This is a genomic window from Anaerobiospirillum succiniciproducens DSM 6400, from assembly GCF_000482845.1.
GTDB classification, from domain to species: Bacteria; Pseudomonadota; Gammaproteobacteria; order Enterobacterales; family Succinivibrionaceae; genus Anaerobiospirillum; species Anaerobiospirillum succiniciproducens.
In genome coordinates this window covers 1-25,987 of sequence record NZ_AXWV01000037.1, presented here as the reverse complement: position 1 = coordinate 25,987, position 25,987 = coordinate 1, and the positions used below count along the sequence as shown (strand labels likewise).

The following is a 25,987-nucleotide window of genomic DNA, read 5'->3' as shown; positions in this document are numbered from 1 at the left end:
GCTTAATTGCCAAAGATAAACTGCAGCTCATGGGTAAGCTCAGGGGAGATCTTAAGTGGAGCCATAGGATCTTCAATGGCATCTTCAAGCTTATTGATTTTCATCTGCGCATAGGCCAAAGGAAGCAAAGCTAGCACCACCTCAATATCTTTATAGCCACACTCATCTTCATCTTCTTCCATAAGATCAGCCATACGCGCAAAGAGGGTATTGACCTTGTTGAGTACCAGTGGCGATGGGGCAAAAGAGTTTAGCTTGCTAACAGCATAATCATCTTCAAGATCACCAAGCTTAAAGAGAGAGGCCTCATTAGTCATGCTAATCCCAGTGTACATGCCAGAGGCACTCTCTGAGACTAAAAACTCAGTAAAGATTGGGAGCATAAAGCCATATAAGCTCTTAGGCTCAACCTGCAAATCTTCTTTGTATGGATGGGTTGCAATAAAGAAGAGATCCTTATGGCTTAAGATCTCCTCAAGATGGCCAATATAAGCGCTTGAAATGAGATTATTCAGCACCACCAGGCGCTCTTGATGGGCTCCAAGAAGATTATGGATTTGAGCTGAGTAATTATCATCGCAAGTAAGGCAAGTATAGGTCTGATGACAGACAGCTGCAGCAAAAGCCTCGATAATATCCAGGCTATTAGGGCCTACTAAGATTAAAGGCTGCTTGTGCATATACGCTGCAATCAAGTACTTTGCTAAACCCTCAGCATAGTGCTCAGATACGCCTGAGCGCTTGAGATTGCTCTTTAACACGCGAATGATGCCCACGAGAGAATCTCGCTCTTGCATAGCCTTAATCTTGCCCTGGCAGTCAAGTAAACGATAGTCCACCGCTCTCGAGTCCATGCTCACAGCGTTTACGCTGCTAGGAGCGGCATTGGCCACAGGAGCTTGCTCATGAGATGCAACTGCAGCAGCAAGCGAGGCCGCATTAGCAAGAGGGGCAGCACTAGCAGTAGCCGCAGTCACAGAATGTGCAACAGTAGTAGCCGCAGTCACAGAATGTGCAACAGTAGCTGTGGCAGCTTTTGATGGCTCAGTAACTAACTGTGCTGTTGTTTGAGGCGCAGGAGCTTGAAGACTTGTATGCGCCTGACCTTGGTTGAGGGCAGTTTGGGCGGCTTTAATGAAGAGCATTTGCGCTACAAAGTCGGCGGCGTTTGCTTGAGCCTTTTGAATATGCTCGCTTACCGCCTGCTCGATCTTGCTTGCCTCTTGAACCTGGGTGGCTTTGAGCTTTTCAATCTCTTGGGCATGCTCTTGTTTAAGCTTGGCAATCTCGTGTTGCTGCTCGTCTTTTATCTTAGATAGGAGCATTTCTTGTGAGACGCTATCAAGGTTGAGCTCGGAGCGCTTATGTTCAAGATCAGCATCTAACTTATTAAGCTCAGCATGCTTGTTCTTAATTAATAAAGTGACATCCTCAAGCTCTTGTTTAGCAAGGGTAGTTTGCTCAATGAGATCTTGATGCTCTTGTTCCCACTGTTCTTTTAACAGATCACAGGCCTTTTGCTGCAGCTGACCATGCTTGCTAAGAGCAGCAAGAATTACCTTGTCATCAAAAGTATCATAGCTTACATACTCATGGGCCTCTTGCAGGAACTTGTGTAAGTAGGCCTGAGCTTGCTCGTAGCTGCAGTGACAGCTTTGCATGACCTTAGTGGTGAGATCTTCTTTATGTGGAATATGCCTAATGATCTCGCCAAGCTCATCAAATGTTTTAAAGGTGAGCTCACGCTCGACTAGACCGCGCCATGATAAGGAGAACCATACGGTATCTTTGACGATCTCAAAAGGTGTCTTTACAGGACAGATGGCATTTGGCTTACCTAAGAAGGCACTCTTATGCAATGAATGGCCAAAGATTAAGCCAGAGAGAATGCTCTGAGGTCCAAACTCATAGACTGCAAGCTCACTGCATTGTTCTTTTAGCTCAATGCGTGAGTTTTTAAAGCTGACGTTTTGCGAAGAGCACAATACACCTACGTAGTTGCCATCTACTTTACGTGCAGTTAAGAGTACCTTCTTGCTAATCGGCTGATACTCTAATCCCTCTTTAATCTTTAAGATAAGCTCATCAAGGGAGTGAATATCCTGAAGAATTACTACTTCGGTAGGCACGATCAGACTTTGATGACGGCTTACGGTGCTATCTGGGCCCTTTTTATGATTTGATGTAGCTTTCTTAGAGATCGCCCATGACCATACACCCACCGTGCCCTTGCTAACGGTGCTATCAGCAAGACGAATCTTATCAATACTCTCAACACTATCCTCGCTTGCGCTGGTCTTATGGAAAGCTTCAAAGAGACCATTAGCTTTAAGATCAGCAATGCGGATCAAATGTGTGTCCAGACCTGCACCTGCAACTATACAAATGGAGAGCCGTTGGTTTTTAAGATGATCAATGGCGATGGTGTCATCAAAGCTGTTTAGATAAGCCTCATCATCAATTTTAATGACGCCACTTAGCTTAGTAAGATCCAAAACTTGCTTGCGTAACGCGGCGATCTCACTTTGCATATCCACCTTGCTAGCCATTTTAGAGGCAACATCTACCTTAGGCAGATTCTTAGCCTCATGTACACGATCTTCTTGATCCTGCTCTTCTAAAGAATCAGCATCCTGATCTTGGTCTGTAGCATCTACACTCTCTATAAGATCTTCAAGATCACTTAATGAGGAGGCATTTTTCTTTGAATCTGCAGCTTTAGAGTCCTTTGCAGATAAGGATGCGATCTTGGCAAGATCTTTAAGGCCTTTATCTAGCTCAAAAGAGGAGCTGAACTCACTCTCACTTAGGCTAGTGGAAGAGGATTTATGGCCTGGGCTGAGCGGCTTATTAAGGTCGCTAAGACTTAGATCGTCATTGCGATCTTTTGCTGTACTCTCAGCGCTATTGAAAGACTCAAAGGCAGAACCGATTTTATCTAGTCTATCTAGAGCATTGGCGCTATCTTTTTGGCTCTTGTGAGGGTGAGTTGAATCACTCATGAGTAGTCTCCATTGCTGCTAGATCGTTGCGATAGATGTGCTCAAGTAAGCGGTATGCTCTTACAGAGATAGTGTTCTTTGCTATACATGTGCTGATCCATTTAGCTAATTGTGGATAGGCATGTAAGCTTCGTTGAATATTACGCAAGGTATGGGGTGCTGTAATATACGGCGCACTACACTGATTTAAGCGGCGCATGATTGTCGGTGTATCTAAACAAGCTGAGGTGCTATCTTGCAGTTCTTTACGTTTGTACTCATGCGACCAAACAATATCATGGCCAATACATACCTCAACACAAGTGCCGTAGCTAATGTTATGGATAGAGACGTACTGCTCTGCCTTGAGTAAGGTGCGCTCGATGATCTCGCCGCGATTTCTTTGCACGATGTAGCCATCGTAAGATGAGTAAAATCTTAAACAACCATTGATAGGTAGGTCAAAGCTCAGGCCAGTAAAAACCGCTTTTTCTTTGAGATCTGTGACTTTGACTTGAGGATTATGATCTGTGATATCTAATGGTTCTTTCCACAGATAGGTATATTGCAAAACATCAGATCGGCCAGTAGATACGAGCTGCTGTCTTTGCTCACAGCTTATACGATAGAGATCCTTGTCATCATGGCTCCTGCCAAGATGTTCAATATACGAATTTGGGTAGGTCTTAAAGGCAGTGACATTGCCACTTACCAATAAGTACATATCTTGACTATTGTGTTTTACGCAGTAGCTTGCATTGGCATACAAAGGCCAAATAGGTTGAATCTTGGCGGGACGCTCAGTTAGACGACAATTAAACTGAATGAAGAACTTAGCGGCATTGTCATCATAGTCAATGGCCTTAACCTCATACAGATATAAGCCCTCAAGTGAGGCTTGCTCATGCTCAATACGCTCAAGTTCGAGTGACAAGCCTAGCTCTAAGGATAAGGGTCTATTAACTAAGATGAGGTATGGCTCGTCGATGAGCACATCGGCATCATAGTTTAAGCGTATACCCGTGCGCTTGTTAAACACCGTACCTTTTGGGTTTATGCCGGCAACACGCTCAGGCCAAAAGGCCCTTAATCCTCGTGGCTGATCTTTGAGCTTAATTTGATAGCTCTCATAAGGTCTGTAGCCTAAAGAGACGTAGGTGATAGAGCTAAGATTAAGATGCTCATAGCTATAGGCTGTATCACAAGGCAATATTTTTATGCCAAAGTCAGGGTGAAACTCGGTAAAGGGAATACGAATCAAACCCAAGTCAAAGCGATACTTATTGGAGTACTGCTCTTTTACGATACGAATTGGCAGGCTATGGGCATTAGCTGAGTACTCGCGCGGCTTTGACGCAAAGGTGCGCTCTTTACATTCTTTATCTGCCTCACCTTTAGAGTGTCTAAAATGCGGCACTTGCTTGTAACCGGCAACTAAGGTGACAAATTGCCCGCATAGATTACAGATAAACATGCGCTGATCGATAGGGACGCCCGTCTTGCCCATAAGTTCATAGGCCTCAGACGCGCCAATAGCTTTCCAGCTATGATTTAGCCACATGGATACATGTGTAAGTGACGGCTCTTTGCCCATGAAAAATCCCTATATGTAAACAATAGGCTCAACGACTGCACTCAAGCTAAAGACAGTAGGCCCTCCACGCCTCATGACGCTGGCTCTGCTCATCTTATTGCAGCCTCAGTGAGATAGTAGCCTATCACATATGCAAAAAGTTTTTGCTTGTATATTGGGAAGGTATATCTAATTTGCAGAGCGTGCTTATTATCTTTACCTTAACAGAACAACTTAGGTGCATTGAGACAGCTTAACATGGGTGCAATGTAATCTAGTGCACAAGCTTACAATTAAGCGGGGCCTTTTAGTTAACTTAACATAGTCTTTGCGCTAGGATAGGTGTAAGTGTCTTTTAGGCCATCGCCATGAGGCTCTCTTGAAATGAGGCTCTCTTGAATAATGCATCGCCACAAATTTTGACTAGCATTACATGGCTAAAAGCGGTGGGATTTGAACATAAGTCATCTGCTCAGAGCAAAGAATTAGATATGGATTGTTTCGAAAAGCAAAGCAAGCTTACAGCGCAGCACATACCTCATGAAGTAGATGATGTAAGCAGCAATCAGGTCAGTAAGATAAGGTCTTTAGATGATCTTATGGCCTCACGTTACTCATGTCGTGAGTTTGATCCTAAGCGTAAGGTCGACACTGCTATCCTTGAGAAGATTATTGCCTCAGGTAGCTTATCCCCATCAGCATGTAATAAGCAGCCTTACTTTTTCTTTGGCGTGGGCTTTAATGGGATGGGCAAGTTAAATGCTTTAAGGCCTTGGTACGGTGCAAGCGCGATGATTTTAGGCTGTCGCGATGATCAAGAGAAGGGGTGGGTAAGGCCATCAGATCAAGAGCCGTTTGCCGACTTTGATTTAGGCCTTGCGATGATGCCTATGGCGCTTAAAGCTGAAGAGCTAGGGCTAGGTTCATGTTTTATTGCGTCCTTTAGTCCTAAGTACATGCGTAAAATTTTAGGCATTGATGAACGCTTTGAGCCACATGTTGCCTTAGTGCTAGGATACCCATTAATGGGCCCTTGCGAGAATCACTTTAAGCGCAAAGACTCAATATGTGCCATTCTTGATTAGAACCAGCACTTTTTTAGCTTAAAAACAAAAAAAGGCCCCGAAAATTTCGTGGCCTTTTTTGTTCATGCCTAGCAGCTAGGCTGCTATGTTGTAAGGCATTATGCGAGGTCGTTGTACTTTAAGAGTAACTCACGTGAGAAGACGCGCTCACAGTAGTGGCAACGCATCATAACCTCATTATCTTCCTTAAAGATACGGAAGCAAGGCTTAGCACCACGCTCAACGTGGGTGATGCAGTTTGAGTTAGGGCACTCAAAAGCACCTCTAATCTCAGAAGGTAGACGCAGATTGTACTTGTCTTGCACCTTGTAGTCCTTGATGGTGTTTACAGTAGCATCAGGAGCTAAGATAGCAAGCTGCTCAGTCTCTGCAGGGGAGAAGGTAACATCAGAAATCTTGATGATGTCCTTCATGCCCTTCTCTGAGGATGAGGAGCGCAGATTGAAACCTACGGTAATGTGGTTGTGCTTACCTAAGAAGTTAAATAAGCGCAGAATGTTCATTGCCTGACCAGGGGCGATGTGGTCAATAACAGTACCGTTAGAGATAGCCTCTACTAAGAGATGGTCGTTGGTGGTCTCGCTCATTTTAGATCTCCTTGTTTAAGACTAAGGCTAATAAGGCCTGACGGGCGTAGACACCGTTGGCTGCTTGCTGGAAGAAGTAGGCGTGAGGGGTCTCATCTACGTCTAAGGTAATTTCATCGATACGAGGGAGCGGGTGAAGAATCTTCATATTGCTCTTAGCCTCGGATAGCATGCTCTTAGATAAGATGTACTTGGAGCGCAGGTTCTGGTACTCAGTCTCATCAAAACGCTCTTTTTGAACGCGGGTCATGTAGAGGATATCAACCTCAGGAATAACCTCTTCAATGGTTGGATGTACGGAGAACTTGACGTTATGCTTCTGCAGGTGCTTGAGAATGTAATCAGGCATTGCCAGAGACTCAGGGGAGACGAGGTAAATGTGTACGTTCTTGTACATGCATAATGCCTCGGCTAAGGAGTGAACGGTACGACCGTACTTTAAGTCACCAACGAAAGCGATCTTAAGATCATCCACCTTGCCTTGAGTTTCGTAGATGGTGAATAAGTCGAGCAGGGTCTGTGATGGATGCTGATTAGCACCGTCACCTGCATTGATCACTGGAACAGGGGAAAGATCTGCAGCAAGACGTGCAGCACCTTCCATTGGGTGACGCATTACTAAAGCGTCAGTGTAGGAGGTGATAATGCGAATTGAGTCTGATAAAGTCTCGCCCTTCTTGCCTAAAGAAGTGTTGGAGGCATCAGCAAAACCGATTACACGGCCACCTAAACGGTTGATAGCGGTTTCAAATGAAAGACGAGTTCTTGTAGAACCCTCAAAGAAAGTAACACCAACGAGCTTGCCCGCGAGAAGATCAGTGCGTGGGTTGTCCTTTAAAGTACGTGCAGTCTTTAAAACGAGCTCGATGTGATCACGGGTGAACTCAGAGATTGAGATGATATCTTTTTGGAAGAGGGGATTGGTCATGGAGATAGTTCCCTACTGTTGTCAGAGTTAACAGTTCGGAAACAGGCAAGGTGGGTTCTCAAGAACATCATTATGCGCTGTTCCTGAAAACCTCATTATACAGAAATAAAAGCGTGATCTCTATATCATTATTCAAACAAAGTGCTGCTTTTTGACTCCATAATATGTGGCTGCACCTTGAATTTAAGGGCTTTATATCTAGGCATAATGCCTGTGTAAAAAAATTGCTTAAGTATACCTGTCTGACAGGTAATTGGTCTTCTTACCAAGGTTATGTATGGTGAGCTGCTCTAAGAGTGCTGCATGATACAAGAAAGCCAAGATGCGCTCCTCAGTCAAGATGTAAATTATTTCGTCACAAGGCAAGCTTAAGTGAGCGGTTTTGTAGAGTTTTGATGGTGAGAATGCCGTCTATTATTAGCAAGTGATGGTAGCAAAGTTACATTTTTATAGGCTTTTATCAGGCTTTTTAGTGGCTTTAATGCTGATATATATGCGCTTTTGAGAGAGGTTGGCTGAAAAGTTAGGAAAAAAGTTTTGAAAACGCTTTACAGCATTGGCAAAAATCGGCATAATACGCGCCATTGCAGGAGCATAGTTCTAATGGTAGAACAGCGGTCTCCAAAACCGACGGTTGAGGGTTCGAGTCCTTCTGCTCCTGCCATCAAGGCCCCTTTTTTGGGGTTTTTTTCGTTTTGGCTATACCAAAAATCAAGCGTCACAGCCTTGGCTATGACCACAGTATTCTTAAGCGCAAGATTAGGCCACATAAAAGTCGCTTTTTCGTTAACGCGCTTACTAAGCTACTCTTGCTTAGCCCCATCCTCTTGGTATTGCCTCTCCAAAACAGCCAGTCTATTTCTAAACCGACCTTATAAGCCATATAGCTAACTGCGTTTATGCAGTCTTTTGCTATTGTGACTCCAAGACAGGCTGTTTTCGAGGATTGCTCTCCTTATTAAGTCAACACTCCCCTTTATTATCTAAGCACTACATGCTTGCACAACTTAAGCAATCGTTGCCAATTAAGCTCTGGTTTTGCAAATGTGGGCAATGCTTATTGCTAATTAAGCTCTGGCTTTGCTCATTTGGGCAATGCTTTTGCTTTAGTCGCATTGTTTGTGCATGATTAGTTACAATCAAGCTCGAATAAGATAACAAGATCGCTCTTTGGGGGATTGCATGAAGATTACTTATCTCTATCACAATGGCTTTTTAATTGAGCAGGATGAGTGCTACATCCTCTGTGACTACTTTCTTGATGGCTATGCATTGCCTTTTGATAAAAGAAAGAAGGGCGGTGTGGTTAGAGCCATTGGTTCTGAGGCTTGCGGCAATTTAGTGGAGCAAGATGAAGTACGTCCTATGGATGAGAGTATGAATATCTCTTATCCAGACACTGCTCCTGGTGTAATGGCTCAGCTGATGATCTCTTTAGATAAGCCTTTATACATCCTCTCAACCCACTTCCATAAAGATCATTTCCTGCCATTCATCTTAAACTTCTTTGCCTATGCGCAAAAACGCCGTGAACAAGACAAAGAGTATCCTGAGGTCAAGCTGGTTTTCTCATCTGACATTAAAAAGTATCGCCGCAAGTTTGTCGCTCCTTACTTAGAGCACATTACCTTCCTTGCAAAAGGCGATGTATATGAAGATGAGACCCTTAAAATCACCGCGTTAGGCTCAACTGATGTAGGTGTTTCTTTTGCAATTGAGTCTTTATCCTCAGGTAAGTCTATCTACCATGGTGGCGACTTTAACTACTGGCATTGGATGTGTGAAAGTACCGACTCTGAGATCAAAGAGGCTCACGAGTTCTTCTTAAAAGAGCTTGCTTTTATTAAGGAGCGCTTTGACTCTTTTGATATTGTCATGATCGATTGCGATCCTCGCATGGTGAAAGACTATTTGGCTGGAGCCTCAGAGCTCTATGAAAATGTTCCATTCTCCATGCTCATTCCTATGCACGTGTGGGAAATGGGAGATAAAACTGAGGACGCTTTAAGATGCGATGCGCTATTTTCTAAGATGAACCTTAAAAAGGGTAACGAGTGCGATACTCCACAAAGCGCCATTACTTTAGTTAGCCCACAAAGCCCTCTAAGCGACAAGCACATTTGGCTCCCTGTCTATGCAGGCGACTATTGCTATGTGAATGCATAAGATCATAAGCATGTTGCTGAACAGGGCAATGGCCAAAGCAACTAGTCTCTTGGCTACACAGGCTCATGGCCAAGGCAATTAGTCTCTTGGTTGCACAGGCTCATGGCCAAGGCAATTAGTCTCTTGGTTGAACAGGGCAATGGCCAAAGCAACTAGTCTCTTGGCTGCGAAGGCTCATGGCCAAAGCAGTTAAGCTTTGAGCATAGCGACTCTTAAGAGCTAGGAGCCATAGATTCAAACATGTACTTCTGGGGGCCCCTTTGCGATCGATTTTGTCTCTTTAGTACGCTGTGATAGATGGTTTCTAAGTTAAAATAGCTAAGTACTCTTTAGTGTCTCAGTTTGAGGTTCTCATGAAAATCACTGCCCATTTTGATCACTTCAATATCAACGTTACTAATTTAGAGCGCTCTATTGCATTCTACAAAGAGGCTTTAGGCCTAGTCGAAGTGCGTCGTAAGGAAGCTGCTGATGGCTCTTACATTCTCGTTTACTTAGGTGACAACACCACTCCTTTCTCTTTAGAGTTAACCTGGCTGCGTGATCACACCAATCCATACGAGCTTGGTGACAACGAGAGTCACATGTGCCTGCGTGTCAAAGAGGACTACGACGAGGTTAGAGCTTTCCACAAGCAAATGGGCTGCGTTTGCTACGAGAACGAGGTCATGGGCCTTTACTTTATTCACGATCCAGATGATTACTGGATTGAGATTCTGCCAGTTAAGAAGGACAAATAATTAAGCTCTCTTAGCTACTTAAGCGATGTGCCACCATGATCTTGGTTATGCATCGCTCTATAGGCTATTATGTGGCCATGGGGCTCATCGTAAGATGGGCTTTTGTTTTCTTGGTAGTTACAGTGTCTAAAGGACGAGTATGCATCAATCCAAAGTAGTCTGGAGAGCCAATCCAGATATATCTTTTCCTTATGCTCAGCAGTCTGATGAGGCTGACACTATCAAGGCAAATGGAGTAGCTCAGGATTTAAGCTCTGGCATATCTAACGAGTCAGCTGTCCCATTGCAAGAGCAAGCCGTAGCACAAGACAATGCAGCACAAGGTGCTGAGCTATCAGCTGCTCAAGCTGCAGCACAAGCTCAAGCTCAAGAAAATATGGCTCGCAATGCTGCCATTGTGAGCGAGACCTTTGCAGCCTTAAAAAGCTCTTTATTAAGTGAGCAAACCCTCTCTGATCGCACTCATTCGCAATTAGAAAGCGAGATTACTGATAACGAGCGCCTAGCTAACGACGCCCGCGCCGAACAGTTTGCTACAGAACAGCAGCTTGCAGCCTACGCTCAAGAGCAATCTCGCGCCGCTCAAGCCCAAGCTCAGCCACAAACTCTGGCCCAGCCCCAGGCCCACGCACAATCACAGGCCCAGGCACAAGCACCATCTCAAGGGTACCCAGGACAAGTTGCGACGCCGTACGCGCCAAACCAAGCTCCTGGGCATTCTTACAATCAAGCGCCAAATCAGGCGTACAATCAGGCCTCCAGCCAAGGCTTTGGTAGCCAGGCTCCAAATCAAATGGGCTATGTGCCTAATCAATCTTGGCAAGCACCTGTACAAGGTCAGATGCAGATGGCTCCTGCAGCTATGCAAGCAGCGCCTGCGGCTCCAGCTCGTGTAGCAGCGCAAAGTGCTCCTGTTGGTGGTGCGCCAAGTCGACCTGATGCTGATGTTTATGTACAGCCAGACAGTTCAATTACTTATTTAGAGAATATGATGCGCTTCTTAAACTCCAAGGGTTTAAGAGTAGCGACATATCATCCAGCATGGCAGTATCAGCCTAATGACATTATCTTGATGCCATATGCTCCATACCCAATGCCAAGCAATCGTACTTTTGTCATGACCAATGATAAAAAGGCAGTGTGGAACTTCTTAAAAAGTGAGTTTGCCTCACGCGGCATCGCTCTTTAACGAATACTGTTGGTATTAAGCCGTCTTACTTATTTTCAAGTAGTAAGCGCAACGAGGTTTAGAAAACATTTATGGGTTCAAGACGACATGCAATGCATGAGAAGCTGAGTATTGAGCTTATTGACAAGCCAACCCCTGAGATCTTGCATACTTTGCATGAGATTGATGTAAGTGCGCATTCAGATCCATGGTCTTATGACTCGCTTGAGGCCTGTTTTACTGATAATACTCGTTGCTTTGGTTTGTTCATCAATCGTGAGCTTGTCGGTTTTTCTATCATCAGTTTAGTCTGTGATGAGTCAGAGCTTTATACCATTGGCATTAAAAGACAGTATCAAGGCTTAGGCTTTGGCCATAAACTCTTACGCTACACCTTAGAACAATGCGTAGCCGAGGGAGCAGCAACTTGCTACCTTGAGGTACGTGTCTCTAATGAAGTGGCTAAGTACCTTTACGACCTCTATGGCTTTACCATTACAGGTACTCGTAAGAAGTACTATGCTGCTACTTCCAAGCATCCTGCGGAGGATGCCTACACTATGGCTTGCGATTTAAGCATCTACAAGGATGGTAGCTTAAAGTTCGATGAATCAGGCAAGCCGATACTAAGTTCTTTTGGCGTATAAAGAGGCCTACACAATATCTTTATTACAGCAAAAAGCCCCATCTATTGATGGGGGCTTTTTGCTAGTGCCAAGGCTATTTGATATGTAGGGTAAATTGTGGTGGCTTTTAGCTATTAGTAAGCTCGTTTCCTAAGTTCTCTTCTTGTGTACTTGCCAGGTTTTCACTTATATCTAATCTATTAACCTCCGCATTGAGCTGGTTTTGGTCAAGCTTATTGTGAATAGCCTTATTTCCCATGTCTATAGACGGTGCTTTAAATCTATTTTGGCTTGGTCCAAAGTGCAGGGCCTCACGCAGTGGCTTAAACTCCATAACTCTCTGATGGGTGCCAAATGGGTCTGAGCTTGAGAGCTTTAAAGACGGTGGCAGCGGATTAAATGGCTTAAATTCTTTGTTGATGCCATAGTCTTGGTGCTTGTGATTAGCTGGATCGGCCGCAGCCTTTTGCTTTTCAAGCTGAGCTTTTTGGCTTGCCAAGATCGCACGAGCGGCTGTTTTTACAAGCGCTGGTTTATCTTCAAGAGCCTTGCTTAAAGGAATGGCCTCTAACTCTTGAGCTCTCTTTTCAGACTCTGAAATCTTAGGTGGTTGAGTTTTAGCAATGAGATCGTTTTTGTAATCTTCAAGGCTCTTGTCGAGATCACGATATAAGTACACATGTTCAGTGTACTTTGGTCCTAGGTTAATGTCGTTATTTAGGTAGCTCAGATAGGACTGATGAGTTGCACCTGCACCATCAGCACTGCTCTTACTCAGGGACGAGTGCAGCTCACTTTTGCTAGCCGTGTTTTGTGCCGACTGCAGCTCTTTATTAGAGGTATTGCTCTGAGCTGACTGCAGCTGTTGAGCTTTAAGCGCCTTGGCCTGCTCTTCTTGTTCAAGAATTTGCATCAGCTCGATCGTTTGTGGGTAGATTACGTTCCTAAGGTTTGCAGGAACTTTAGTTAAAACAGGTAGCAATATGACAAACAGCAAGGCAAAAACAATGAGCAAGTACATAAGACCATTCTTTTGAGCCTCTTCAGTAAGAGCTGGAGAGTCTAAGAGATCATCTCTGAACTTGTCGACACGATTAAACTCGATACGACCGTAGTTCTCCTCAGTCTTGGTGGGCACTATACTTGGACAGCACTCGTTAAGAAGAATGTTGCGCACCATGACACGATCAGGGTTGTCGTTGGCAAAGAGAAATTCCCAAGTCTCTGGTGGGTGGTTCCAATAGGTTGAGTAGATGTCTGTATTAGACTGATCGATCACTTTCTTGTTGAAGATTGTCTTTAACATAAGACAGTTCCTTGTTAATACAACGCCTCATAGGCATTGCTTTAATTACTTGAGGCAGTAGAGCTTCAAGTATTTTTAGGTTTTGTTCTTGTTGATGGATTTGCCAAAGACTCTTATTCAATTTGATTGGCAAACTTGCTTTTGCTCAGCTCAATAAGCAGTTTGGACATAACCTCGGTAAGTTTGTTGGCCTCATCTAATGAGGCAAAGTGCTTAAAGAGGTGGTAGTCGTCTTGCGTCTCGATGCCGATGGCATACAACTCAATGCTTTGCTGTTCTAATGACTCAATAGCGTGTTTGGTGCGATCCACATCATCAGGCGCACCGTCAGTAATCATGATGATGATCTTGCGGTCAGCTGTTTGATTGTTGAGCTGACGCATGGCTGTATAGATAGCGTCATCCATTGGTGTACTGCCATGAGGCTCTTGCAAAAAGTCACGTGCTTTAGTTAAGAGGCGCTCATTGCTATGTAAGGCCGTGAAGGTGGAGCTATTTTCAATAAAGCCTGGAAAGAAGCTGCATGCGATTAAGACACCATCAATGCCGTACAGGGCGGAGGCAATAGACAACGCTGCTTTACAAGCGTGATAGCAACGAGTGGCATATGGCATCTGCTCTTTTGGTACTGGCTTAGATACGTGACACATTGAGCCTGAGATATCCACAAGTATGTGAATAGAGGTATTAAAGTCCTCGCTGATAAAGCGCTTTTTGAAGATGCGATCTTCACCAATCTTGATGAACTGAGCACGCAGTGGATCAATCTCGCGTCCCTTTGGATTACGACCACGCATTTTCGATACGGCAGCGGTAACCTTTTGACGTAGAACTCGTCTTAAGAACTGATTTTCTGTGTTGGCCTCCTTTAAAAAGCGTTGAATCATCTTCTCATCAGGGATGAAGGTTCTTGCATTAGAGTCAATTTCATCACCGCGCTTTAAAGGTTTATCTGGCATGATGGTGATGCCACCGACGCCACGATATGGGTCGACGTTCTGTTCTTTGGCTAGTGCATCAATAACGCTTGAGACATTGTTTTGGGCCTCAAGGCCAAGATCAAATTGGCCATTGGCGTACAAATACTCTCTAAGCGCATCGCAATATGTGTTTTCTAAACGTGGATCGCGGATATGTTCATCTAAGATCTCAATGTTTTTGCTAGCATCGTTGCTTTTAACCTCTTCCTCGTTAAGATCGCGAGGAGTGCAGGCAACCGTGTTAATAAGGCCCTCGTAGAGCTCTAGTGGCTCGTACATCTGCAATGCCTCGTCAGCATCGACAGTAAAGGCCTTACTCTCCTCATCGCTAGGCTCTAAAGAGGAGTCTTGTTGACCAATGCCATAGGTTCCTGCAACAACTTTGCTTAGCTGCTGATCATCACGTACGCGATAGTCGATAAAGGCCTTGGTGCAGTCGTGGTTAAACAATAGATGTCTGCCAAGACGCACAGGTTCTGATAAAAACGAATAGCCTTCGCTCTCATCAAGCGGTATGGAGATCTCGTGGGTGTCTGGATCGTATGTGGCTCTAGTGGGTTGATTGCTCTCAAGGGCTTGCTGAATACCCTCTTTACTTGGCGCAATGCCCATGGCTTTAGCGCGTCTTTTGACAAGATTGATGGAGGTTTTGTCACTAGGATCGCGCATGGCATAGAGCATAGTGCGTAAGGAGCGGACATTACTATCGCGGCGTTCAATTTGATCGCTTACATCCTTAAGACGATTATTTAAGAGCCTGTAGTGATCTTCACCGACGCACAGCGGTATATCTTGACGCTTTTCAAAAGACAGATAGAGCTTTTTGACCGCCATGATAAGGTCGATATCTCGTTTGAGTACGCACACTTTAGCGTCACGATCAACGCAATAGGCATCAGGATTTAAAGGTGGATCGAGGTTAAGGTTTAAGTCACTTAACAGTCCGTATTCCTTTAAGATCGCTGCTTTGCGCTGATACTTAAGCTTGCGACGCTCGTTATCGAGCATAAAGCGTATTTTTAAAATCAACTCTGGTGACTGACGGACAATGAGCTTGCGATTGTCTGAACGCAGCTTTAACAGCAAGATTTCATTGTTATCTTGTAAATACTGCACTACAGGATAGGCAGGGATATCTTGATAGCGTTTGCATTGAGCTTCATTGGAGTTCAGATCATCAGGCAAGAGACCAGAGAGTTGTTTAGTGGCTCGAGTTACAGCCTCAGCGCACTCTTGTAAAGTTGTAAAGTGGCAGACTATCTTCTCTTGCAGTAGGCGTACAGCCTTAAGCGCATCTTGCTGCTTGAGGCTGAGGCGACGCAATGGAGATGATAAGAGATTAGGGAGATTGCGAATACACAGCCAAGGTATGATCGGAATGAACTCGCATGGATTTGCCCAAGCATCGGCGATGATACGTGTGCTTAGGGCAAAGGATGGCAAGGCTACTCCGTTGAACATTTGGCTAGGCACCTCTTCTTCAACAAAGGCTTGAGAAAAAGGTCTAGTAAAATCACTGTCTAAGAAGCTATCGACACTCCAGCGGTGAACCATGCCAAGACGCTGAGTGCTCAGCTCGCTATCATTGTCACGAGCCATTTGCGCAATTTGACTCTGTTTGTTGATGAGATTGGCTCTAAACGACTCAAGATCGCTATACTTGCCGCAATAACGGGTCAGGCGACGATCGTATAGACAATCGCTATCCCCGATCATCATTAAACTGTCACAGTCCTTATCGTCCTTAGACTCATCGGAGCTATCCTGATTAGAAGATGAGCCCTCACCACCAGTCTTAGATGCAGCGCCACCACTTACATGTGATGATCCCGCAGCTGCGCCTTTTGCTTTGGCAAACTCACACTTTTTATTAGCTCCACAACCAGCAGCTAAGCCGTCGGTATCGGCACTGCTGCCACTGCTTGGAGCGGTGTAGATATTTTTAGGCTCAACGTAATGATTGAGGGCCTCGTAAATATCTAAGTTTTTCATTTCCTGATTACGCCCTGAGCGCATAAATGCTTTGGCACAAGGAACTCCCTTGCAATCATCATCATCGGCGCAAGCAGCCTGAACTTCCATATCTGCCTGAGATTCCAGGTGCTCTTGCTCTACCCTGGCGATCTTAACCAGGGCATTGGTTGCGTCGACAGTAATGCAACTATCGGTATCAGAGCCAACAGCACTGCTATCTGCGCCATCTGTAAGCTCATGAAAGCAGCTAGAGTCGATGTCATGGGTGAGGGTAGTGGCACTTGGAGTAAGTGGGCCCATTTTGCAGTGCTCGGAGCGGGTTTTAGCGCTTAGAGATCCTTCATCTAAAGGCAGATCATTAATGAGCGACATCTGCTCTGGGGCATGAGCACGATTGCTTAAAACCTCGTGATAGCTACTGTCTAGGTGCTCGTGATCGCTGCTGTGTAGGTGCTCATGGTCGTCTTTAAAAGCATCGAATTTGGAGCCATGTGGATTAGAAAAGCTTGTCTCAAGCGCATCTAATTGTTCAAAAAGAGAATGTGCGTGCATAGATCACCTCACTAAAACTCGTTGTCCATAAAGCGCTCAAAGTGCTTTAAGTGTGCAGAACCGCCTAAGGACTCGTCGGCATAGGCTTTAGCCTCCTTGATAAGATCTGCAGGCAGGAGGTCAGATGGCTTTAAGACGAGGCGACTAAAGAGGTCTAGTGGTTTTGGACATAAGAAAGTTGGGTAGCACTCTTTCATGAGCTGTTTGACTGTATACGGCAGACCATGCTTTTGGGCAAAAGGCTTTATCTTGTGCACCTTGCTCATGAATGGACTTGGGCATAAAACTGGGTAGTCGAACTTTTGCCCGTATAAAGCTGCAGTAGCGATACAGTTAGCTTGATCGAAAGCTGAGGTCAGGTTGTAGCGTATGGCAAAGCGTCTAAAGTCTGGGACAAAGAAAGTCTGGCCACAAAACATTGAGTCGATGCGCTTAGCTAGTTCATAGACCTGCTCGGTGTTCTCAAGCTTGGGGCAACTTTCGTACAAGAGTGATTTAAGCTCATCAAGACCTTGAGGGTTGATTAAGCAACTGAGCTCTTGATAGCTAAGACGGCTCATCAGGGCAGCGTCGCGATACTGATTAACGATGCTCTGAGAGGTATACATGATGTAGTTGAAAAGTAACTGCAGCTTAGGCATGGAGCTAGTTCTCTTAAAGTCCATTAGCTGAGTCTTGTAAAGGCTACGGTTAACGAGCTCTAGGTTGTCATAGACGCCGATGAAAGTACGGCTCATAAGTTTTTCGATGCGAGCATCTTCAAGGATGTTGACGAGCACGCGCAAACGGTCGTCATTAGAGATCTTGTTTAAGACCTTGTAGTCACTAAAACGAATATGGCCAGCCTCATGAGCTACGAAGCCAAAAAGCACTCGTTCTAGTTCTTGAGAGCTAACATCGAGCTTTGGAACAGTGATGGAATGACCATCAGAGTAGGCGCTACAGCCTTGAATGTTGATAAAAACATTGTAACGATCGGCATAGACCTTAGCTAAGTAAGGTAGAGCTTTGATTTGTTGAGCATCACGCATACGGTGTACTCCTCCCATGATCAATTATTCCTATTGAGCAAACTAGGGCGTACTTTGTCATGGAGCTGTATATGTATGCTTAAAGCTGCACCACAGGCATTGAGAATCTAAGGTGAGCGCATACATAAACAAATGGTTGGGCCATTAAACAGAAGCTTTGGCCAGCACCGATAATGATACTTTTGAGCTAAAGGAAAACTTGCTAAAGTGCAAACAAAATGTTTTTTCCTGAAATAAATGCGGTTTTTGACGTTTTTCAAGCGCTTAAAGGGTCTATTACAAACTTTGTTTGTATGAAAAATACTTTGTGTAAAATGATGATATAGAAGTGGCGTAGGCAAAAATCTGCTTATCTAAAAGATGATGCATGCCCATAAAAGCAATTTGCCTTTTTAGCAAAAGGGAGGCAGATGAGATTTTTATTTGGCCATCATGGTGCTGCTCATGAGTATTGATGGGAGAGTTAGTGAACTAATTATGCTAGAATCACGTACACATTAGGGCGTAAAGAACATGACTTAAACCTAGGTAAAGATTCTAGGTTTGCGGTATATGAAGATTACGTAAGGCATAGATCTTTGCAGTTGGAATAGTGCCTGCAATGAGCGACGGTAAGCATTCATTAAAACGTTTTTCCTACAAAGAGCAGGTGTCCCGTTCAATTACCTGGGGCCACTACTTTATCTTTGTAAACATGCTCCTTTCATGTCTGTTAGGACTTAGCTACGTCTATGCAGCTCCTCCAGCCACAGACTTTTTGAGCTTTGTCTACCTTGTAGTTACCTCTCTTGGCCATATGAGCTTTTTGGCTGTGGTCTTCTACATGGTCTTGCTCTTCCCGCTAGCTTTTATTGGTAATTTCCGCTACTACCGTGTTATTGCTGTAATCCTTGCGGTAATTGGACATACTGCGCTCTTGTTTGATATCAAGATCTACTTAGCGGTTAAAGTCCACCTGAGTATGACGGCACTTAACCTCATCGTCCGTGAGCTTGATTTCAGTACCGGCCTTAACTACAACTTCTTATTCATTGCTGTGCCTATAGTGATTGGCCTTGAATTATTCTTTGCAAAAATCACTACACACTCACTCTACCGCGATCATCATCCGTATGCGGTCAGAAGCATTTTAATTACCCTTATCTCCTGCTTCATTTGCTCGCATATTCTGCATATTTGGGCTGATGCTACTAAGTATGAGCGTATTACTTTGTTACGCTCCTCATTCCCGGTGCATTACCCAATGACAGCGCGCTCATTTTTAAGCTCGCATGGTTGGCTTAATAACGAAGTGTTCGATGCTAATGCTGCAGCTAATATTGCCGATTACATGGAGTATCCTTTAGGCAAGATCACTGTTGATGAAGAGCAAAAGCCTAAGAATGTCATCACCATTAGCCTCAATGGTCTTTCATATAACGATTTAACCCAAGAGAACAGTAAGAATCTCATGGACTTTAAGTCCTATGCACAGAGCTTTGAAAACCACTACTTGCTCTATAAAAATGAGATCGACAATGTTTACTCTATGAACTTCGGTCTGCCTTTGCAGTACCGTCGTTCCTTGTATTCAGGCAATATCCTGCCAGTACCATTCGATACCATGTACCGCCAGGATTACGTTCGTCGTTTAATTCTTTCTGATGCGTCCTTTAGCGATCCTAATTTGATTGCTAATAAGCGTCATTACTACTCATCCTTGCTTGAGGCATCAGCCTTAGCTCCTTCACAGATGAGTCATGCTTCTAATGTACGCGAGATGTTTATTGAGGCCTTCCGTCAGATCTCTTTATACAACTCTTTTGACAAGCGTCCATATGAGCTCACTTTAGTGATTAATGACTTACGTGACTTTAAGGAACAAGCTGCAGCAAGAGCCCAATTTGCTAAGAATTATAAGGCAGGAGCTAGCAATAACTCTGATTTACAGTCGCTGAGCACAGATAAGAATATTGTGACCATCTTTGAGGATGATGCAACCTTGCCACTCATTGCCTCCGAGCTGCCTGATGACGAGAGTGAAGAGCAAAGAGCTAATGTTAATGCTATGGCACAAGCTCGTGCACAAGAGTTTGCTTCCATCATCAACTCCTCTGCTAAGGCTTTAATCGATAAGGAGAAGGACGTGCAATCCTCTGGAGAGGATGATCCTATGGTGGCTGCACGCTTGATGTATGAAAGCTCCTTACACCATGTAGATGCTCTCTTTGCTGTCTTCTTACGTGAGTTGTCTTTAGCAGGATTACTCAAAGACACTATGATCATTGTGACCGCTTGCGAGGGCAATCAAATGCTCAAGCCAAGCTCAGAGGTCTTTGATCGTGGCGTACAGCATGTGCCGCTCATGATCTTATGGGCTGATCGCGAGAAGCAAAATACCGCCGTACAAGCTTTAACCTCTCATCAAGATATTTGCGCAACTTATGGCGCAACAGCAGTTAATATCACCACTCCAGAGGGTAACTACACCTTAGGTCGTAACTTAAATAGTGGTGCAGGTCATCGCATCTTGATCTCTGATAGTGGCGATAGCCTGATTTTAATTGGCGATAAGCACAATACCGTCTTCTCAAGTGATGGCTCATCATTTGTTGAGCGCGATGGTCGCATCTTGCAAGCTCGACCAGAGCTTGAAAGCTTGATTGAATCCACTCGTGATTTAAATCGTTTTGTGCGCTAAAACGCCCACCCCATAAATGGGCAGCTACACTATCAAGCTGCCCTTGCACACAAGCATCTAACGCAGCAAAGCTGCAGTTAAGCACCACATATTTAGTCGCCACGTAGTTAAGCACCACATATTTAGTCGCCACGTAGTTAAGCACCACATAGTTAGTCGCAGACTTTGCTAGCGCACAGCAAAAATGCATGCTCTCATGCCAGAGCTCATCATCCATGCAAAGGCTGTATATTCCAAGCATGGACGCATAATCGAGGCATGGCCGCATAATCCAAGTATGACAGCCTAATCTAGGTATGGCAGTATAAACGAGGCATGGCCGCATAATCTCAGCTATATCCCATCTGCAAGGTTGTGGTGATCTAAAATAGCCAGTTACAAGTGCCAATCATGGCTATCATGGGCAGCTAAGAGGCTAGGCACTAATCCATTTATCCTAGGCGTTTAGTATCAAACAGAGTAAGTCTTATGGTCGAATCTAAACACATTAGAAGTTCAAGGACATCTTTGGATGATGCAACACGCAATAAGATTATTGAGCTTATTGAAGCTAACTTAAGCCCAGCGCAAATTTCTCGAGAGCTTGGCATTAGTGAAAAGAGTGCCCTGAGATTTGTGCGCTTTAAAGACATTCATGGTCTCGATGAGTTAAAACGCCTGCCAAGTCTTACTGAAGATCTCAAGCTCACTCCACGCAAGCTAGCCTCCATAGTTGAGTTTTCTCATGCCTATAACATGCCTCAGTACATGCTTGAGCTTATCTTTAAAACGCGTAGCTCTTTGCTAGGCGATTGTATTGAGATTCGCAAGTTAATTGGTCATGCGCTCATGGATAGTCCAAAAGTTGCCAAACTTCCTGAGAGCGTGAACTTAAAGTATCTTGAGGAGTATGTAAAAGAGCACAATGGTGGTCAGTCGCTTGCTCAGCTCCATCAGGCATATTGCGCTCAGCTTGAACTATCTGAAGCAAACGTAAGCTATTTGAATATCAAAGAGGTATCTGACTTTAGACGCTATACCCGTGTCAGTAAGGATGATATTGCCAAGTTCGTCTTAAAATATCGCTCTGAGGGTTATTCCAACGCCAAGATCGCCGCGCTCATTGGCCAAACGGCTCATACTGTAGCTCGCTATCTCAACTTTATTGATCTACACGGCTTTGATGAGGCAATGCGTTGTACAAACTTAATCGATCCTCAGCCACTCTCTAAATACGATCGTGCCTGTGTAGTTGAGTTCATGATCGCGTATAACTACCCCTTAGATGCAGCAGCAGTATTGTTTAAGGCCGATAAGAAACAGCTTGAGACTACTTATCAGCAACGCCTTACAGCTAAAGTACCGCTAAATGGAGCGATCATCGCGCGTATTCCTGATAGTGCCAATATGCACGTGGTGAACAACCTTATTCTTAAGTACAACCAAGATCTGAGCCTAAGCGAACTTAAAGAGCGATATGAGCAAGCAGTCAACGCTGCTCGCACCAATGCAGAGGCCACCAAGCTTAGAGACTCACTTTCAGGCAAGTACGATGAAAATGCAAAGCTCAGCTACAAGCAAGCACAACAATCTAAGCTTCAAGCAAGCCTTAACAGTGCCAAAAGCAAGCTTGAGTTAATGAGCAAGCTTACAAAAATGGACGCTGACGTCGCGTCGGATAAGTCGCAAGAGGGATTTAATGATGCTTCCTATGATGCTCATAGCGCTCAGATAGTATCGCTACTTGAGCTTGTCACGAGCCTTGATGAGGGGATGGCAGTATCCGAGTACTTAAGCAATAGCGATAAAAGCGTCGGTAGACCGCCTAAGGTGAATGTCTTTGATCAAGACTTTAAAAAACTGCCAGAGAAAGTGCAGCTGTTAAATTACTCTCGCTTTGTTGAGGATATGCGCAGCTTAATGGAGGGCGCTAAGGCAAGGATCGACCTTGAAAGAAAGTTAAGTGCTATGGATGCCTATACTAAAGAGTGCACGCACATGGCGATGCGCCTTGATAGCTATCAGAGCTTGATTGATAAGCATCCTAATCTTAAACGCTCGTTGCTACAAAGAGCCTTAGGCCTTAGCCAAGACAAAATCAATTATTACACTAAGCACACTCAAGATGAGCATATGACACGTTCTTTGCGTACGCAGCTTGTCTCTAATTACGTTGTGCAGCTGTATCAGGAATTTGAGGGTAAGCTTACGCTCAAGGGCATAGTGCAATTACTCAAATCGCGTCACCATATCGGGATTAGCATAAATAAACTTAAAACTATCCTGCAGGCACTAGATCTGAGATTGCTTGAAGGTGATGACCATCAAGATCGTCTCTAGAAGCTAGGGCAATACAAGCAGCAAGCGCTTGAAGATGGTAGCTCAAAAGAAAAGAGTAGTTGTGGAAGAGATCAGCAAGCTGCCTCTATAAGATTGGCTAAAAGGAAAGAGTAGTTGTGGGCGAGATCAGTAAGTTATCTCCAATAAGATTGGCTCAAAAGAAAGCCTAGGTTAGAGTGAAGAGAAAAGTTTAGTGATAAGAGATGGATCGCAAAAGAATGCTCTAAAAGATGGCGCAAAAGAAAGCTTTAGGCGGTGGCGAGAAAAGGAGATGCGGCTAAATCCATAACCGCATCAGGCACTAGTTTGCTCAAATAATTATTTAGAATGAGGTGCTTGCGTCATCGTCATCATCAAGATCAGTCGCACTCTCTTGAGGCTTGGCGCTAGCTAGGTTGCTCTGTAAGCCTAAGGTGCTCATATCGCTTGCTGTGGCAATGGCGCTCTTTTGATCGGTTGGGTCGTTAAGTTTGTCATTTAACAACTCCATGTAGCGTGACTTAAGCTCAGGTTTTGAAGAGATCATGGCTGAGGTGATGGTGTTCAGCATAATGAACTCATCGGCAGTAAAGGTAAGACCTTTGCCCATCTTCTTGTGATCTGGAGACCAAGGGCGGATATCGTACTTTGGTTTAGCCTCATTCCATGAAACTAAGTTGACCTCTTTGGTGTAGCCACTACGAGGATCTGTATGGAAAACACCATAGCTCTCGACGATGGTGAATTTTAGGCCATCATCTTGGCCTTGATTGGAGCGATACTGATTGCCGCCTTCAAAGCGACGGTTGTAGCGGTAATTGTTTTTGTAGTTAGAACCACCTTGTTCGTACTGGTCACCATTTGAACGGCGTGGTGCGTAGTTGCGCTCGTACTGGCCATTGGAACGACCATACTGACCATTGGAGCGACCATACTGGCCGTTTTGATCGTACTGACCGGAACCGCCATAAGAGCGGCCATAGGTGTTTTGCTCGCCATTATTTGGATGGTCATAGCCATCATCATCGTGTGCGTATTGTGACTGGTAATCAGAGCTGTAGAAGTTCTCTGCCATAACAAACCTGCCTTAATCAAAATGATCGTAGCTTCACGGCCAAGAAAAAAGGCGCAAATTATGACCATGAAGCTGCGGTCAGGTTCTAGTTTCATCTATCATCAGTTCTACACACTTCATGCTGGCTATTGCCTGTGTAGCTGGTGAGTTTGTCCGCGTGATTAGAGCCAATCTCATCTTGCGAGGACAGGTGCATCTTAGCGCAAACTTAAAAATCGCGATTTGTGATGGCGTTGGTAAAACAGTAGGTCTTGTGACAGACTTGGCAGCTTTGCAAATTCATAGTTTTGTGAATTATTAAAATGGCTTAAATAGGCCAAAGTGTTCTTGTAAGATGCTTTAAATTTGCTTCATTTATGTGATCTTGATCACTTTTGATTGGTTTGGCATACGCAAACACAGGAAAAAGCGAGCATCCTAGATGTAACAAGGCTTTGAGTGCATTTTTAGACAAAAAATGTTGCGCAACGTCACAAATTTTTGAGACAACCAAATAAATTTAAGGAATAAGCCAAAATATCGTTTTAAAGCCATTAAAAATCTAGCTTACAGATGTTTTATGCATTTATGTATGTATGAAAATGCTTGAGAAAGGCCATTTTTAAAATCGTCAAGACAAATGTTGTAAAAATGTCATTGCTAACTAACCATTGCTGATCATGTATCTTTTACAATGGCTTATATATCAGGTTTTTGCAGACTTGCATTTATTTGCCAGAAGTAGTATTTGCACAAGAAAATTTACGCTTAAAAAGATTGCCTGCACTCTCTTTTTAGTAGTGACTAAAGTTAAATCGTGGCCATAATTTAGGTGGCACCATAAGGCTAGGGGAGATTATTTTCAGTGCTGAGTGTTGCTAAAGTTTGGCTATCTGTGTGGCTTATCGTAGCCTAGGACTGTACAATAAGGCAGTTTTTCCAAAGGTATAGGTATAACAATGTACGTAACACAAGAAAATTTCCAGCAAGTTTTAGAAGGCTCAATGGAAAAGCCTGTCTTATGCTTTTTCTTTATGGAAGACGGTTCATGTGAACGCGCCAAGACTGCTGTAACAGCAGCTATCTCAGATACCAATGAGTACCTGACCTTAGCTATGTGCAATCTCAATGAGCCTGTGTTGCAGTATTTAGCCTCTCAATTAGGCCTGCGCGGTTTACCTGCTATTGCTGTGCTTGATAAGGGCAATCCAGCAGCCATTTTAGAAGGTGAGCAGCAGATCATTGATAACCTGCAAGAACTCATGAATCAGTTCATGCCAAGCGCTGGTGAGCTGTTAATGCGTCAGGCTCTGCAAGCTGAAGCTGCAGGTGACTTATCAGCCGCTGTTCTTGCTGCTGAGCAGGCATATCTTTCTGACAAGGAAAACCGCAGCTTTAAGTTCATCTATGCTCGTATGCTCATTGCTGCTAAGAACACTGCCAAGGCTCATGAGTTACTCGATGATGCTGGTCGTGAAGAGAAGTCCTCTCCTGAGTATCAGCAGTTAATTGCAGCTTTAACTTTAGCTGAGCAGGCACAAAACAGCCCAGCTTTAATGGAGTTAAAGGATAAGTTTGAAAAGGATCCTTCTGATGAAAACGCTGTAGCTTATGCTGTAGCACTTGCTGAGGCAGGTAAGAAGGAAGAGGCTTTAGAGATGCTCTTTACTAAGCTTAAAGAGGATCTTAACAAGGAAGAGGTTAAGAAGACCTTCCTTGATATTCTCAATACTATGAATGGCGATAAGGCACAAAGCCGTTACCGTCGTAAGCTGTACACTCTGATGTACTAAGAGCTAAAACTATTCAAACGATCTGGCACATGAAAAAGAAAACGGCATAAGTTTGCCTTGTTCTTATGCTATGTCTGATTGTTGAGATGTCGTATTACAAAAAAAGCGCCTGTAAGATAGTCTATTACCGGAATATGTAAATGTTTTTTTCAAAATTCTTTTTTTGGACATGGTACCTTTAGCTAGCGCTTCCATCAAAAGAATTTTGATTGGCATATGCCGTTTTGAGCTATTTAGACTAGTTATGGCATGTGATACATAACTAGGGATTTCATTTGACATACCGTAGCTCTCGTATAAGTCAAACTTAGCGTATGGCACATGGTGTTTATGGTCAACAAAGGGGTTTAAAGCACTACGATTAGCTATCAAGCAAAAGATCCCGGGAAGTCATTTGTAATCGTATGCTTTATATACCTATTAGTTATGATGATAGCTATAGTTCATATCTATTACAGGTACATT

Annotated in this window: 16 protein-coding genes and 1 tRNA gene; 9 read left to right on the top strand and 8 right to left on the bottom strand. The window is 44.1% G+C overall.

What is annotated here, in order from left to right; all coding sequences use genetic code 11:
- Window positions 1-2: 2 nt before the first annotated feature.
- Both H524_RS0106375 and H524_RS0106370 read right to left on the bottom strand, forming a co-directional pair.
- On the bottom strand, window positions 3-3,002 hold the full coding sequence (locus tag H524_RS0106375) for a hypothetical protein (protein WP_027939621.1): 3,000 nt from the start codon (window positions 3,000-3,002) through the stop codon (window positions 3-5).
- Complete coding sequence (locus H524_RS0106370; protein WP_027939620.1) at window positions 2,995-4,575, bottom strand: hypothetical protein; 1,581 nt, start codon at window positions 4,573-4,575, stop codon at window positions 2,995-2,997. The genes H524_RS0106375 and H524_RS0106370 overlap by 8 nt, the downstream gene beginning before the upstream one ends.
- Window positions 4,576-5,000: 425 nt before the next feature.
- Between H524_RS0106370 and H524_RS0106365 the strand changes: the two genes are divergently transcribed.
- Window positions 5,001-5,639 (top strand): nitroreductase family protein, encoded by a 639-nt coding sequence (locus tag H524_RS0106365; protein ID WP_156907560.1) that lies wholly within the window; start codon window positions 5,001-5,003, stop codon window positions 5,637-5,639.
- 98 nt (window positions 5,640-5,737) lie between these two features.
- Here H524_RS0106365 and pyrI read toward each other — a convergent pair whose 3' ends face one another.
- Both pyrI and pyrB read right to left on the bottom strand, forming a co-directional pair.
- The gene (gene pyrI / locus H524_RS0106360) at window positions 5,738-6,226 is read right to left on the bottom strand and encodes an aspartate carbamoyltransferase regulatory subunit (RefSeq protein WP_027939618.1); all 489 of its coding nucleotides are present in this window, start codon (window positions 6,224-6,226) and stop codon (window positions 5,738-5,740) included.
- A 1-nt stretch (window position 6,227) separates the two neighbouring features.
- Window positions 6,228-7,154, bottom strand: coding sequence for an aspartate carbamoyltransferase (pyrB, locus tag H524_RS0106355; protein WP_027939617.1), 927 nt, complete (start codon window positions 7,152-7,154; stop codon window positions 6,228-6,230).
- 588 nt (window positions 7,155-7,742) lie between these two features.
- On the opposite strand from pyrB, the gene H524_RS0106345 reads away from it, so the two are divergent.
- The 5 genes from H524_RS0106345 to rimI all read left to right on the top strand — a co-directional run bounded on the left by H524_RS0106345 (window position 7,743) and on the right by rimI (window position 11,875).
- Window positions 7,743-7,818, top strand: a tRNA-Trp gene (locus H524_RS0106345).
- 518 nt (window positions 7,819-8,336) lie between these two features.
- Window positions 8,337-9,320: an MBL fold metallo-hydrolase gene (locus H524_RS0106340; protein ID WP_027939616.1), complete on the top strand. Its 984-nt coding sequence runs from the start codon at window positions 8,337-8,339 to the stop codon at window positions 9,318-9,320.
- Window positions 9,321-9,673: 353 nt separating this feature from the next.
- On the top strand, window positions 9,674-10,060 hold the full coding sequence (locus H524_RS0106335) for a VOC family protein (RefSeq protein ID WP_027939615.1): 387 nt from the start codon (window positions 9,674-9,676) through the stop codon (window positions 10,058-10,060).
- 139 nt (window positions 10,061-10,199) lie between these two features.
- A complete protein-coding gene (locus H524_RS0106330) occupies window positions 10,200-11,249 on the top strand; it encodes a hypothetical protein (RefSeq protein WP_027939614.1) in 1,050 nt (349 codons plus the stop codon).
- Between the two features lie 71 nt (window positions 11,250-11,320).
- Window positions 11,321-11,875 (top strand): ribosomal protein S18-alanine N-acetyltransferase, encoded by a 555-nt coding sequence (gene rimI / locus H524_RS16485; protein WP_084281685.1) that lies wholly within the window; start codon window positions 11,321-11,323, stop codon window positions 11,873-11,875.
- Window positions 11,876-11,981: 106 nt separating this feature from the next.
- Here the strand turns inward: rimI and H524_RS0106320 are convergent, their stop codons facing one another.
- The 3 genes from H524_RS0106320 to H524_RS0106310 all read right to left on the bottom strand — a co-directional run bounded on the left by H524_RS0106320 (window position 11,982) and on the right by H524_RS0106310 (window position 17,715).
- Window positions 11,982-13,160 carry a hypothetical protein gene (locus H524_RS0106320; RefSeq protein WP_027939613.1) on the bottom strand — a complete coding sequence of 393 codons (1,179 nt, stop codon included), beginning with the start codon at window positions 13,158-13,160 and terminating at the stop codon, window positions 11,982-11,984.
- 113 nt (window positions 13,161-13,273) lie between these two features.
- Window positions 13,274-16,666, bottom strand: a complete 3,393-nt coding sequence (locus tag H524_RS0106315; protein ID WP_027939612.1) for a vWA domain-containing protein — start codon at window positions 16,664-16,666, stop codon at window positions 13,274-13,276.
- Between the two features lie 11 nt (window positions 16,667-16,677).
- Window positions 16,678-17,715, bottom strand: coding sequence for a hypothetical protein (locus H524_RS0106310; RefSeq protein WP_156907559.1), 1,038 nt, complete (start codon window positions 17,713-17,715; stop codon window positions 16,678-16,680).
- A gap of 583 nt (window positions 17,716-18,298) precedes the next feature.
- On the opposite strand from H524_RS0106310, the gene H524_RS0106305 reads away from it, so the two are divergent.
- A complete protein-coding gene (locus H524_RS0106305; protein ID WP_027939610.1) occupies window positions 18,299-20,377 on the top strand; it encodes a DUF3413 domain-containing protein in 2,079 nt (692 codons plus the stop codon).
- 507 nt (window positions 20,378-20,884) lie between these two features.
- Window positions 20,885-22,696 carry a COG3415 family protein gene (locus H524_RS0106300; RefSeq protein WP_027939609.1) on the top strand — a complete coding sequence of 604 codons (1,812 nt, stop codon included), beginning with the start codon at window positions 20,885-20,887 and terminating at the stop codon, window positions 22,694-22,696.
- Window positions 22,697-23,018: 322 nt separating this feature from the next.
- Here H524_RS0106300 and H524_RS17990 read toward each other — a convergent pair whose 3' ends face one another.
- The gene (locus H524_RS17990; protein ID WP_084281684.1) at window positions 23,019-23,750 is read right to left on the bottom strand and encodes a YdbC family protein; all 732 of its coding nucleotides are present in this window, start codon (window positions 23,748-23,750) and stop codon (window positions 23,019-23,021) included.
- 938 nt (window positions 23,751-24,688) lie between these two features.
- On the opposite strand from H524_RS17990, the gene H524_RS0106285 reads away from it, so the two are divergent.
- Entirely contained in the window at window positions 24,689-25,522 is an 834-nt protein-coding gene (locus H524_RS0106285) for a tetratricopeptide repeat protein (RefSeq protein ID WP_027939607.1), read from the top strand.
- Window positions 25,523-25,987 lie beyond the last annotated feature (465 nt).